This is a genomic window from Clostridium sp. AF21-20LB, from assembly GCF_003478795.1.
Taxonomy (GTDB): domain Bacteria; phylum Bacillota; class Clostridia; order Lachnospirales; family Lachnospiraceae; genus Otoolea; species Otoolea fessa.
In genome coordinates this window covers 1-12793 of record NZ_QUGD01000010.1, presented here as the reverse complement: position 1 = coordinate 12793, position 12793 = coordinate 1, and the positions used below count along the sequence as shown (strand labels likewise).

Below are 12793 nucleotides of genomic sequence, written 5' to 3'. Positions count from 1 at the left end.
GATTTATGAAAAACGTGCTTGCATATTTGTGCAGGATTGGATAAAGTTGTTTTGGAAAAAATTTTAATGTTTACGTATTTACAAAGATAAAAATTACAAGGAGAGAGGCATGGAAAAACGTGAAATTTTAAAGGAGACAGAACTGTTTGTCCTCGATATGGACGGGACGTTTTATCTGGATACGGATGTGCTCGACGGGGCGTTGGATTTCCTGGAGGAAGTGAAGAAAGCAGGGAAGAGATATGTATTTTTTACGAATAATTCGTCGAAATCTCCGAAAACATATATTGACAAACTGGCAAAAATGGGGTGTTATATTAAAAGAAATCAGATCATTACATCCGGGGATGTGATGATTCAGTATCTGAAAGAGTATTATCCTGAAAAGAAAGTCTATCTGGTGGGAACGCCGGATCTGGAGGAGAATTTCCGTGAAAATGGCATTCTTCTGACAAGGGAGATGCCGGATGTGGTCGTGATTGGCTTTGATATGACATTGACCTATGAGAAGCTGGAGCGCGCCTGCACGTATATCCGCAACGGCGCTGTGTTCCTGGCAACGCATCTGGATATCAACTGCCCGACGAAGGATGGTTTTATCCCGGACTGCGGCGCAATGTGCGCGGCAATCTCCTTATCGACCGGAAAGAAGCCGAAGTATGTCGGAAAACCATTCAAGGAGACCGTGGATATGGTTCTGGAGATGACCGGGGCAAAGCGCGAGGCAATGTCGTTTGTCGGCGACCGGATCTACACGGATGTGAAAACCGGCGTGGTAAATGGGGCACACGGAATCCTGGTGCTGACCGGCGAGACGAAGCTGGAGGATGTACCGAAGGCGGATGTCGTGCCGGATGCGATTTTCACAGGGCTGAAAGAGATGGGAGAAATACTCAAGACTATGAGAGAAGAGGAAGCATAGAATGACAATGCTTGAATTACTGGAGGAATCTCCGATAATCGCAGCGATTAAGAGCTGGGAAGGGCTGGAAAAAAGTCTTAAATCTGAATGTAAGGTAGTATTTGTGCTGTTCGGCACGATCTGTGATATTGATCAGATTGTAGCGCGCATCAAGGACGCCGGGAAGGTGGCGATCGTCCATGTGGATATGATCCAGGGACTGAGCAACAAGAGGGTGGCGGTCGATTTTATCGCCCACAATACGCGGGCGGACGGTATTATCAGCACAAAAAACACACTGGTGGAACACGCGAAGGAGATGGGACTTTATGCGATCCAGAGAACCTTTGTTGTGGATTCGATCGCACTTGATACGTTGAAAAAACAGATCGAAATGTTCCGACCGGATGCAGTCGAGATCATGCCGGGGGTGATGCCGAAGATTCTTAAGATCATGCGCGAGTACACCGATATTCCGCTGATCGCCGGGGGCCTGCTGTCTGACAAAAAAGATGTGATGGCGGCCTTTGAGGCGGGTACGGATGCCATTTCAGCGACGAATGAAGCGGTGTGGTACGTGTGATTTTAGAAATTAAACGATTTAGATGCCGTGAGTGACAGATATATTTGAAATGATGAAATTGACAAAAAAATATCAATCATTTCGCGATTTCGCTTGATTTTTTACCATGAATGCATTAGAATGATGAAGTAATCTCTTTTGGTGAAAATAGATAAAGAGAAGAAAAGGCGAGCTTTCGCATTGTACAAAATATAAGAACCGTGAAAAGGTAAAGCGGTTGCAAACTATACACATGTACAGTGGGGGACACTGAAATCCCCGGTTCGGTGAGAAATGTCAGACAAAATTCAAGTCGAACGTCCGTGAGACTTGGCGCATGATTCTGGTCAGCGAAGCTGACAATTTCACACAGACGGGAGCTGCCGGATAACAGGAAAGGGGTATTAAGATGGCTAAGATCGATTTAAGCAAGTACGGAATCACAGGAACAACGGAGATTGTTTACAACCCTTCTTATGAGATGCTGTTTGAAGAAGAAACCAAACCGGAGCTGGAGGGCTATGAAAAAGGTCAGGTCAGCGAGCTTGGTGCAGTAAACGTTATGACAGGTATTTATACCGGACGTTCCCCGAAAGACAAATTCATCGTTATGGATGAGAACTCTAAGGACACAGTATGGTGGACTTCAGACGAGTACAAGAACGACAACCATGTAGCATCCAAGGAAACCTGGAGCGCAGTAAAGGATATCGCTTTAAATGAGCTCTCCAACAAGAGACTGTTTGTAGTAGATGCGTTCTGCGGCGCAAACAAAGATACTCGTATGGCGATTCGTTTTATCATGGAGGTTGCTTGGCAGGCTCATTTCGTAAAGAATATGTTCATCATTCCGACCGACGAAGAGCTGGCTGATTTCGAACCGGACTTCGTAGTATACAACGCTTCCAAAGCAAAAGTTGAGAACTACAAAGAGCTTGGATTAAACTCTGAGACAGCCGTTGTCTTCAATATCACAAGCCGCGAGCAGGTTATCATCAACACCTGGTACGGCGGAGAGATGAAGAAAGGTATGTTCTCCATGATGAACTACTACCTGCCGTTAAAGGGCATCGCTGCTATGCACTGCTCTGCTAACACCGACTTAAATGGCGAGAATACCGCTATCTTCTTCGGACTTTCCGGAACCGGCAAGACGACTCTTTCTACCGACCCGAAACGTCTTCTGATTGGTGATGATGAGCACGGCTGGGATGACAATGGTGTATTCAACTTCGAGGGCGGCTGCTATGCGAAGGTTATCAACCTGGACAAAGAGTCTGAGCCGGATATCTACAACGCTATCAGACGTGATGCACTGCTTGAGAATGTTACCCTGGATGAGAATGGAAAGATCGATTTTGCTGATAAGAGCGTAACCGAGAACACCCGTGTATCCTACCCGATCGATCATATTCAGAATATTGTGCGTCCGGTATCCTCTGCACCGGCGGCTAAGAACGTTATCTTCCTGTCCGCAGATGCATTCGGAGTACTTCCGCCTGTATCTATCCTGACACCGGAGCAGACACAGTACTACTTCTTATCCGGATTTACAGCAAAACTGGCTGGTACCGAGCGCGGCATCACCGAGCCGACCCCGACCTTCTCTGCTTGCTTCGGACAGGCTTTCCTGGAGCTGCATCCGACCAAATATGCAGAAGAACTGGTTAAGAGAATGGAGAAGAGCGGAGCAAAAGCTTACCTTGTAAATACAGGCTGGAACGGAACCGGCAAACGTATCTCCATCAAAGATACCCGTGGTATCATCGATGCTATCTTAAACGGAGATATCCAGAAGGCTCCGACCAAGAAGATCCCGTACTTCAACTTCGAAGTACCGACCGAGCTTCCGGGCGTAGATCCGACTATCCTGGATACCCGCGATACCTATGCAAACGAGGCTGAGTGGGAAGAGAAAGCAAAAGACCTGGCAAGCCGCTTCATCAAGAACTTTGTTAAATACGAAGGCAACGAAGCTGGCAAGGCTCTGGTAAAGGCTGGTCCGCAGTTATAATGCCAGAAATAAATGGTAAATAAATCCAAGAGGTAAACTTGGTGAGATAGAAAACCTCCGGTTTGTTTGGATGAGAAATGTGATTCTCATTCGAATGGACTGGAGGTTTTTTGTTTCATAGGAAATACGTCCTATGAAACCAAAAATGCTCCGCGAGGATGCACACTCGCGCGAAGCAGAAACATGTCGCAAGCGACCGCGCGAGACGCCCGGATGTGCCAAGGCACATTTTTTATTGCTGCTGCAAAACACATGTTTGGATTTGAGTATTTCGTGAAGCTGATGGTTATGCTATAATAGAAGCACTTAGTGAGTTTTTAACTGGATTTTCATGTGTACGCTCGGAATCTTTCTGTGCTTGATTTTGTGAGATGATTTTTTACCAGTGGCGCTCAAATTTTAAATTCATAGAGAAGGGAGGATCCTGCCATGCAGAAACCAGTTTCCAGGCGTGCGTATATTGCCATCGATTTAAAATCGTTCTACGCATCGGTCGAGTGCGTAGAGCGCGGTCTGGATCCGTTGACGACGAATCTGGTCGTGGCGAATCCGTCGCGGACGGAGAAAACGATTTGTCTGGCGGTGTCACCGTCACTGAAATCCTATGGTGTGCCGGGGCGTCCCAGGTTATTTGAGGTGATTCAGCGGATTAGGGAAGTCAATGAGGAACGCCGCAGACTGGCGCCGGGACGCCAGTTCCGGGATAAATCGTGGAGAAATGAAGAATTAAAGGCGGATCCGTCGCTGGCGGTCAGCTATCTGGTTGCGCCGCCGAGAATGGCGCACTATATGAAATGGAGCACGCAGATCTACCAGATTTATCTCCGGTATGTGGCACCGGAGGACATCCATGTGTATTCGATCGACGAGGTATTCATGGATGTTACGGAATATCTGGGAATTTACAAGGTTTCGCCGCGTGAGCTGACAAAGCGCATCATCCGCACGGTGTTAGAGGAAACGGGCATCACGGCGACGGCGGGGATCGGGACGAATCTGTATCTGTGCAAGGTAGCGATGGATATTGTGGCGAAGCACGTGGAAGCGAACAAGGATGGCGTGCGGATTGCCGAGCTGGATGAGCAAAGCTATCGGGAACTTTTGTGGACGCATGAGCCGCTGACCGATTTCTGGCGGGTTGGCCCAGGATACCAGAAGAAACTCTGGCAGGCGGGGCTTCGGACGATGGGCGATATTGCGCGTTGTTCACTGGGAAAACCGGGCGAGTTTTACAGCGAGGAACTGCTGTACCAGATGTTCGGCGTCAATGCTGAGCTTCTGATTGACCATGCGTGGGGCTACGAGCCGTGCACGATCGCACAGATACGGGCATACAAGCCGCAGAGCAGCAGCCTGGGCTGCGGGCAGGTGCTTCCCTGTCCGTACACGGCGGATAAGGCGCGGATCGTGGTACAGGAGATGATTGACGGGATCTCGCTGGAGCTGGTGGAAAAACGGCTGGTGACCGATCAGCTCGTTCTAACGGTCGGATATGACATCGAAAACCTGACCCGCCCGGAGATACGGAAAGTATACAAGGGACCGATGACAACTGATCGCTACGGGCGGCGTGTGCCGAAGCATGCACATGGAACGTGGAATCTCCCGCGTGCGACTTCGTCCTCGAGCGAGCTTCTGGAGGCGATGGCGGCTCTGTATGATAAGATTGTCAACCCGGCGCTTCTCATCCGCCGGATGTCGCTCTCGGCATGTCATGTGGTAAATGAGAAAATGGCGAAAGAGCGTGAACAGAAGGAAACATTTGAACAGCTTGATTTGTTTACCGATTACGCAAAAAAGGAAGCAAAAGAGAAGGAAGAACAGAAAAAACGCGAGCGGGAGCGCCGGATGCAGGAAGCGCTTCTGACGATCAAGAAAAAATACGGAAAAAACGCGGTGCTGCGCGGGATGAACTTTGAGGAAGGCGCGACCGCCAAGGAGCGCAACGGGCAGATCGGGGGACATCAGGCGTAGATGGAAGATCAATATAGAGTGAATGAATTTGAAAACTTAAAAGGTGGACGAAGCCAAACCCAAAAAGGGCAGGAAAGTGACGCCCAGCGCCGCTACGGCGATATCCTCGGTCATTCTTACCCATTTCCCTTGCGCCATGCACGGATGCCGGTGGAGGACCGGGCGGCGCAGTTTGCCTCGTTTGCTGCACTGAATGGCTATGAGGAGGCGGTAGAGGAGGAAGCGCGTCTGACCGAGCGGGAGATCGATCTGGATGACAGCGTGCGTGAGATGATCAATCAGACGCTTGTGGAAGCGGAGGAGCAGCTGATGCGTGGCGAGACGGTTCGGCTTTCTGTGACCTGGTTCCAACCGGACGTGCACAAGGATGGCGGCGCTTACCGAACGGCAGCAGGACGATTGAAGAAAATCGACTATTACCAGCAGGTTTTGTGGTTGGCGGAAATAAGGAGTGGAAATCAGCCTGGACTTGAAAATATAGGCGGGGAGATCGCGGTAAATTTTCCACAGATCTGCCGTGTGGAGCTGATAGAAGAGGAAGTGGAGTGAAATGTTACATGGCAGCACAGTTGCTGAAGCTTTGTATGGACCTCCTGACCGGCAAAGGAAAATATCGTTACTGTTTACGGGTAGGCACTTTTGGAACCGAAAGTGCCGTAAGAAAACGTGGTGGCAGCAGGAATTTGCCGTATTTAAATGCGAAGCCACGGCAAATTCCGTTACTGGGCACGTATGCGTGAACAGTAATAAAATATCAGAAATCCGTAAGAAAAAAGCACTTTTACTTTTGAATGAAATAGGGTAGACTGTTAGAACAGAGAAAACCAGATAGAAGAGCTGAATACAGAGTATAAAGAAAAATATTTCACTGGTTTTAGAAACTAAAAAGTGCCTGGGAAGTTTTGAAAAATTTCAGAGAAGTCCCTGGGAGCAGACAGGGAGCAGGCATAAGAACAGCGGAAGGAGATTCAAATTATGAAAAAAAATTCGTTATATATTGCAGGAATTTGTGCAGCACTGTCGGTAGGTGCGCTTGGGTGCGCTTCCAGTGCAAAAGCGGGCGATGAGGAGACAAAGCCGGTTGTCGAAGATACGGAGGCAGCTGGGGAGGCCACTGCAGCGGAAACTATTTGTGTTTATGGTCCGGTTTCGGAGGTTACCAGCGATTCCGTCACGATCGACAATCAGTCGGGAATCAGCAGTGCCGGCGAGATGGTGATCACATTTTCACCGGAAACGCCGATTTTTGACGCAGAGACAGGCAAGCCGGTCGATATGACCGAGGCGGAGACGGGAACCGTTGTATATGCCTACATCGGGGATGCGATGGCGATGAGCGAGCCGCCAATCACGAACGGACAGCTCTTCTTCGTCCATGTAACCGATGTGAGCGCCGTGCCGGTTTACACGGAGATCGAGTCGGTGAAAAAGAGTGCCGAGAATGATGATACCGTCTGTGTGAAAGCAAAGGATGGCGTGACCTATACGGTCAGCGCTGAGACACGTATTCTGCCGTATTTAACCCGGAATATCGTGACCGCAGACGATCTGGAAGCGGGAAAAAAATGCGCGATCTGGGCGGACGCGGAAGGAAAGGTATCGAGACTGGTGCTGTTTCAGCAATAAGGGTGGATGTGCATAAAGCGATAAAATTATAAATATGTCATGTAGATCGGACGGTTTGAACAGCGAAAAACCGTCCGATTTTTGATTTGACTTTTTGTTGCACAGTAAAATACATTTGTGAAACAAAAAAATTGCATAAATGCATATTGGCTGCTCTGCTTGAAGCGCCGGCAAAGCAGACTTTCAGTCTGTATGTAGATGAATTGCTATGTGACAAGACAGATGTAATAAAAAGTGTCAAAATTTCATTGACACAGCTTTTCTCTTAGAGGTATAATCACAGAAGTTTACCATGTGGAAGCTATATGGACAGAGAAATATGGCGTGGCAAAGATGTCGGATACATAGTAAAGAAGAAAATGAACCGCAGCTGTCGGAAAAATGGTATGGTTTCTGTCAATCGATGGGGATTCGGAAGCGTGAACAGAGCGGTGAAAAAAGGAGAGGGAAAAGAGATGGATCAGGAGATAAAGCAGCGGATCGAGACATTAAAAAAAGAGAAGGATGCCGTGATTCTGGCACATTATTACGTAGATGGAGAAGTGCAGGAGATTGCCGATTATGTGGGCGATTCGTATTATCTGGCGGAGCTGGCGACGACGGTGCCGCAGAAGACGATCATTTTCTGTGGCGTGTCATTTATGGGCGAGAGTGCGAAGATTTTAAGCCCGGAGAAGACGGTTATCATGGCAGACCGGAGCGCGGACTGTCCGATGGCTCACATGGTTGAGGTGGAGAAGATCCGCGAAGTACGCAAAGAGTATCCGGATGTAGCCGTTGTCTGTTATGTGAACTCGATGGCGGAGATCAAGGCAGAATCGGATGTCTGTGTTACCTCATCGAATGCACTCAAAATCGTGAAAAAACTGCCGAACAAGGATATTTTCTTTATTCCGGATGAGAATCTGGGACGTTTTATCGCAAAAAAAGTGCCGGAGAAACATTTTATTTTCAATGACGGTTTCTGCCATGTACATAAGAGTATTCATGCGGAAGATGTAAAGAAGGCAAAAGAGCTGCATCCGGAGGCAGTTGTGCTGGCGCATCCGGAGTGTACCGGCGATGTGCTGGAGCTGGCAGATTTTGTCGGAAGTACCTCCCAGATTATTGATTATGCGACGAATTCGGATGAGAAAGTCTTCCTGATCTGCACCGAGATGGGCGTGTTCTATGAACTGCTGCAGAAGAACCCGGAGAAGAAGTTTTTCTCCGTAGGTCACCGTCAGTTTTGCCCGAATATGAAGAAGATTCATCTGGACAGCGTACTGCGGGCGCTGGAAAATCCGGAAGAGGAAGTGGAGATGGATGAGGCGATGCGGCAGAGGGCGGTTGGTCCGCTGGCGCGGATGCTGGAATTGGCAAAATAAAGGAATAAATAAAGATACAATATAAACAAATAGACCCAAAAGGATCTTTCAAAGGATTCCCACAGAAAATACTGCAAATCAGCGTTTTCGGCTGTGATTGCCTGTCAGGAAAACATACAATCACAGCTAGAGACCAGACAGCGGCATTCCCTGTGGGATTTAAATTTTAAATGGAACGGCTCTGCTTATTCAGCCACAACCGCTTTCACAATCTCCGCAATATACATATCATGATAGTCCTTTTCCGGATAGAACTTGCTGTCAGCGTCCTTATCGATAAAATCTGCCGGATTCATGGATGTGCGGTACATTTTGCGGCAGATGAGGATGGTGTCAGCTTCTTCAAATGCCGGTACGCCGTCGATGAAGACCGGGGTCAGGCCGGCTTCCTTGATTTTGTCGTGGTCACGGCCAGATACGGAGCCGCAGAGTTTGAGAGCATCGCGGTGTCCGTCTTTTAAGAAGCTGACGGAGAAGAGTTCTTCTTTGTCTATAAATTCTTTGGTGTAGCGCTGGGGACGGATATAGCAGGTAACAGCCGGTTTGCCCCAGAATACGCCTGCGCCACCCCAGCTGGCAGTCATGGTGTTGAATTTATCCTCGGTGCCGGCGGTTAAAAGCATCCAGTCGGAACCGATGCGGGTAAACGGGTTAAAATTTAATTCTTCTGGCTTTATTTCTTTGAAGCTCATCGAAAAATCCTTCCTTTCCTGTCTGAATTGATTATTCTGTGAGTACCTTACCATTATCAGAGAAGAAAATCAAATATATTTTCGAAAATTCATTGACAGATGAGAAAAAAAGAGGTAGTCTTTAAATTAAGGTTAGAGACATCTAACTTGAGTTGCGGCATTCTAACCCGAGTTTGTTCATGCTAATTATGTTTTGTTTTTGATGAAACACAATATAATATGAGCACTTAGTGCGAGTCGTATCTAAGGACTTAATGAGGCTGAGCCAGAGGCAAAAGCGGAATTTAGTACTTGCAAAAAGAGTGGCAAGCAGAGTATGCTATATATTTTAAACGAACAGTTAGTCTTCGCTAATAAAAAGCCGGGTTGTGGACGGAAACGGCAGATGTGCGGAAAAATAATTTAGAAGATATGGAAAGAGAGATGATACGATGCAGCAGAGAGAGCAGATTATCAGCGAACTGAAGAGACGGGGGAAACGGATGACCGATCAAAGAAAGATCATGTTGGATGTGATCCTGGAGGGAAGATGGAGCAGTTGTAAGGAGATCTACTACGAGGCATCCAAGCGCGACCCGGGGATCGGCAAGGCAACGGTGTACCGGATGATTGCAGTGTTGGAAGAAATCGGCGTTTTAAACCGTTGCCGCCAGTATTCTCTGCGGAATGAGGATGAGCTGTCAAGTATAACTTCGGATGCTAGCTGATAAAAAATCTCAATAAGGAAAGTTAGGTTTGACTATCATGGGGGTAAGCTGTTACCATCTACTTGTACCTCAGAAATGAGTCATTAAACGCAGCTATATTCGCATTTGAAATGGAATAAAGAGTTTTCAAAAATCATATGTGAATATAATTAGATAATATCAGAGGAGGAGTAATCATGATGGACATTTTCAAATTAAAAAAATTAGGTTTATTTGCAGGCGGCGTTTTGTTCGGAACAGCAGGTGTTAAGATTCTTGGCAGCGAGGATGCAAAGAAATTTTACGTAAACTGCGTAGCAGCCGGACTTCGTGCACGTGATTGTGTGATGACCACCGCTACCAATATTCAGGAGAACGCTGAGGACATCCTGGCTGAGGCAAAGCAGATCAACGAGGCTCGCGGCTATGAGAGCTTTGGTGAGGATGAGGATTTCAACGAGACTGTTGAGACAACCGAGGCCGCACCGGAGGCTGAGAAGGCAGAGCAGTAATTGCGGATGTCTGGAGTGAATCAGAAGAGACTCTGAGAATACATTAAAAATAAAAGGGGGCTGCCGCAGGATAGCATACGATGCTGTTTCGCGGCAGCTCTTCTATAACCGGAGGAAGATGAATCATGAAATTCATTATAAAGCATGAAATCAAAGGAAGAATTCGTATCAGCCTTGCCCGGAAATTCCATACCGTGCGCGAAGCGGATGTTCTGGAACAGTATCTGCTTGGTCTGGACGGCGTGACGGCGGCTAAGGTGTATGAGCGGACAGCAGATGCGGTTATCTATTATAAGGAGGATCGGGAGGCGGTACTCGTACAGGTAGCGGCGTTTGATGGTCAGATTACCGAAAAACAGGAGATGGCAGTTAAAAGCAGCGGACGCGCCCTGAATCAGGAGTACAAAGAAAAGCTGATTCAGAAGGTACTGACCCGCTTTGTGACGAAGACATTTCTCCCGGCGCCGGTCCGGGCGGTGTATACGTCCGTGCAGGCGATCCGTTATATCGTGAAAGGTATCCACTGCCTCGTATTTAAGCGCAAGCTGCATGTGGAGGTGCTGGATGCGACGGCGATCAGTGTTTCCCTGCTGCGCCGCGATTTCAATACGGCTGGATCTGTTATGTTCCTGCTCGGCATCGGTGAGCTTCTTGAGGAGTGGACACATAAGAAATCCGTCGGTGATCTGGCGCGGAGCATGTCCTTGAACGTGGAAAAGGTATGGAAGAAAGCGGACGGAACCGAAGTCCTTGTACCGCTTTCGGATGTTACCGCGGGCGACGAGCTGACCGTCCATATGGGTACAGTGATTCCACTGGATGGTGTCGTAGTAAGCGGCGAGGCGATGGTAAACCAGGCTTCGATGACCGGCGAATCCCAGCCGGTCAGAAAAGAGCCGGGCAGCTATGTTTACGCAGGAACCGCGCTGGAAGAGGGAGAGATTACCTTCAAGGTAGAAAAATCCGCCGGTTCCACCCGTTATGAGCGTATCGTACAGATGATCGAGGATTCGGAGAAGCTCAAATCATCCGTTGAAGGCAAGGCGTCGAACCTGGCAGATGCACTCGTTCCGTGGAGTCTGGGCGGTACCGCGCTTACCTATCTGTTGACCCGCAACGCGACGAAAGCACTGTCGATCCTGATGGTTGATTTCTCCTGCGCACTGAAGCTGGCAATGCCGCTTGCAGTCCTGTCTGCGATGCGTGAGGCAAGCCAGCATCACATTACGGTCAAGGGCGGCAAGTTTCTGGAGGCTGTTGCCGAGGCGGAGACGATCGTATTTGACAAGACCGGAACCCTGACCAAGGCAAAACCGGTTGTATCCGATGTAGTATCTTTCAATGGCATGGAGAAGGAAGAACTGCTTCGTATCGCAGCCTGCCTGGAAGAACATTTCCCGCATTCGATGGCAAACGCGGTCGTACAGGAAGCGAAAAAACGTCATCTGGTACATGAGGAGATGCACTCGAGAGTGGATTACATCGTAGCGCACGGTATCGCTACCTATGTGGGCGAAGAACGCGTCGTGATTGGAAGCCACCATTTCGTATTTGAGGATGAGAAGTGCACACTGCCGGAGGATGGAAAAGAGAAGTTTGAGAACCTTCCGGAAAATTGTTCCCATCTTTACATGGCAATCGGCGGACAGCTTGCAGCCGTTATCTGCATCGAGGATCCGCTGCGTGAGGAAGCACCGTCTGTCATCCGCCAGTTAAAAGAGGCTGGATTTAAGCGCATTGTCATGATGACCGGCGACAGCGAGCGGACCGCAGCGGCGATCGCGAAGAGGGTCGGCGTGGATGATTATTTCTCCGAGGTACTTCCGGAGGATAAGGCGCGCTTTGTTGAGGAGGAGAAGGCGAAAGGCCACAAAGTTATCATGATCGGTGACGGCATCAACGATTCACCGGCCCTGTCAGCGGCAGACGCGGGCATCGCAGTCAGCGAGGGCGCGGAGATTGCCAGAGAGATCGCGGATATCACGATCAAGAAAGATTCCCTGGATGAAGTCGTGCTTCTGCGTCATCTGAGCATGGATCTGATGAAACGTGTCCATGGAAACTACCGTTTCGTTATCAGCTTCAACCTAGGTCTGATTCTCTTAGGCGTGGCTGGTATCATCACACCGTCGATGTCGGCGCTGCTGCATAACAGCTCGACACTGGCGATCAGCTTAAAGAGCATGACGAACCTGCTGCCGGAGGAAGAGCGGGAAGAGGCATAAAAATGCGCCCTGCTTAGTTGACTTTTAATAAAATATAATAAAAATAGACGGGCAGAAAGAATGAAAAGGAAATTTTATTCTTTCTGTCTGTTTTTTTGCGTTAAATTGCGAAAAAGTAAAACTAAATACTGTACTATATTCTGTAAAAATCTAACAATGAATCAAATGACACTAAACATATAAATGTGTGTTTCTAAACATATAAATGTGTGTTTATAACAGTTATAAATTTTT

General features: G+C 48.2%; 11 protein-coding genes. 10 read left to right on the top strand and 1 reads right to left on the bottom strand.

Features of this window, described 5'->3' with window-relative positions; genetic code table 11:
• Positions 1-109: 109 nt before the first annotated feature.
• The 7 genes from DWX76_RS06995 to nadA all read left to right on the top strand — a co-directional run bounded on the left by DWX76_RS06995 (position 110) and on the right by nadA (position 8444).
• Positions 110-922 carry an HAD-IIA family hydrolase gene (locus DWX76_RS06995; protein ID WP_118468035.1) on the top strand — a complete coding sequence of 271 codons (813 nt, stop codon included), beginning with the start codon at positions 110-112 and terminating at the stop codon, positions 920-922.
• Between the two features lies 1 nt (position 923).
• Positions 924-1484 (top strand): glycerol-3-phosphate responsive antiterminator, encoded by a 561-nt coding sequence (locus DWX76_RS06990; RefSeq protein ID WP_118570377.1) that lies wholly within the window; start codon positions 924-926, stop codon positions 1482-1484.
• 388 nt (positions 1485-1872) lie between these two features.
• Positions 1873-3477 carry a phosphoenolpyruvate carboxykinase (ATP) gene (gene pckA / locus DWX76_RS06985; protein ID WP_118570376.1) on the top strand — a complete coding sequence of 535 codons (1605 nt, stop codon included), beginning with the start codon at positions 1873-1875 and terminating at the stop codon, positions 3475-3477.
• Positions 3478-3906: 429 nt separating this feature from the next.
• Positions 3907-5451, top strand: coding sequence for a DNA methylase (locus tag DWX76_RS06980; protein WP_118570375.1), 1545 nt, complete (start codon positions 3907-3909; stop codon positions 5449-5451).
• Positions 5452-6000: a hypothetical protein gene (locus tag DWX76_RS06975; RefSeq protein WP_118570374.1), complete on the top strand. Its 549-nt coding sequence runs from the start codon at positions 5452-5454 to the stop codon at positions 5998-6000. It begins immediately after the preceding gene.
• A gap of 426 nt (positions 6001-6426) precedes the next feature.
• Complete coding sequence (locus DWX76_RS06965) at positions 6427-7077, top strand: hypothetical protein (protein ID WP_118570373.1); 651 nt, start codon at positions 6427-6429, stop codon at positions 7075-7077.
• Positions 7078-7532: 455 nt separating this feature from the next.
• Entirely contained in the window at positions 7533-8444 is a 912-nt protein-coding gene (gene nadA, locus DWX76_RS06960; RefSeq protein ID WP_117796479.1) for a quinolinate synthase NadA, read from the top strand.
• Between the two features lie 185 nt (positions 8445-8629).
• Here nadA and DWX76_RS06955 read toward each other — a convergent pair whose 3' ends face one another.
• Complete coding sequence (locus DWX76_RS06955) at positions 8630-9136, bottom strand: flavin reductase family protein (protein ID WP_107000129.1); 507 nt, start codon at positions 9134-9136, stop codon at positions 8630-8632.
• A gap of 431 nt (positions 9137-9567) precedes the next feature.
• Here DWX76_RS06955 and DWX76_RS06950 point away from each other — a divergent pair, with 431 nt between their 5' ends.
• From DWX76_RS06950 to DWX76_RS06940, 3 genes are all read left to right on the top strand, one after another.
• Positions 9568-9843, top strand: coding sequence for a Fur family transcriptional regulator (locus tag DWX76_RS06950; RefSeq protein ID WP_107000128.1), 276 nt, complete (start codon positions 9568-9570; stop codon positions 9841-9843).
• 176 nt (positions 9844-10019) lie between these two features.
• Positions 10020-10334, top strand: a complete 315-nt coding sequence (locus tag DWX76_RS06945; protein ID WP_118570372.1) for a DUF6110 family protein — start codon at positions 10020-10022, stop codon at positions 10332-10334.
• A 125-nt stretch (positions 10335-10459) separates the two neighbouring features.
• Positions 10460-12559 carry a heavy metal translocating P-type ATPase gene (locus DWX76_RS06940; RefSeq protein ID WP_118570371.1) on the top strand — a complete coding sequence of 700 codons (2100 nt, stop codon included), beginning with the start codon at positions 10460-10462 and terminating at the stop codon, positions 12557-12559.
• Positions 12560-12793 lie beyond the last annotated feature (234 nt).

What these genes read in the sequence shown, in the direction of transcription:
- DWX76_RS06995 (WP_118468035.1), top strand. Translation starts at nt 110, where the DNA reads ATGGAAAAACGTGAAATTTTAAAGGAGACAGAACTGTTTGTCCTCGAT.
- DWX76_RS06990 (WP_118570377.1), top strand. Translation starts at nt 924, where the DNA reads ATGACAATGCTTGAATTACTGGAGGAATCTCCGATAATCGCAGCGATT.
- pckA (WP_118570376.1), top strand. Translation starts at nt 1,873, where the DNA reads ATGGCTAAGATCGATTTAAGCAAGTACGGAATCACAGGAACAACGGAG.
- DWX76_RS06980 (WP_118570375.1), top strand. Translation starts at nt 3,907, where the DNA reads ATGCAGAAACCAGTTTCCAGGCGTGCGTATATTGCCATCGATTTAAAA.
- DWX76_RS06975 (WP_118570374.1), top strand. Translation starts at nt 5,452, where the DNA reads ATGGAAGATCAATATAGAGTGAATGAATTTGAAAACTTAAAAGGTGGA.
- DWX76_RS06965 (WP_118570373.1), top strand. Translation starts at nt 6,427, where the DNA reads ATGAAAAAAAATTCGTTATATATTGCAGGAATTTGTGCAGCACTGTCG.
- nadA (WP_117796479.1), top strand. Translation starts at nt 7,533, where the DNA reads ATGGATCAGGAGATAAAGCAGCGGATCGAGACATTAAAAAAAGAGAAG.
- DWX76_RS06955 (WP_107000129.1), bottom strand. Translation starts at nt 9,136, where the DNA reads ATGAGCTTCAAAGAAATAAAGCCAGAAGAATTAAATTTTAACCCGTTT.
- DWX76_RS06950 (WP_107000128.1), top strand. Translation starts at nt 9,568, where the DNA reads ATGCAGCAGAGAGAGCAGATTATCAGCGAACTGAAGAGACGGGGGAAA.
- DWX76_RS06945 (WP_118570372.1), top strand. Translation starts at nt 10,020, where the DNA reads ATGATGGACATTTTCAAATTAAAAAAATTAGGTTTATTTGCAGGCGGC.
- DWX76_RS06940 (WP_118570371.1), top strand. Translation starts at nt 10,460, where the DNA reads ATGAAATTCATTATAAAGCATGAAATCAAAGGAAGAATTCGTATCAGC.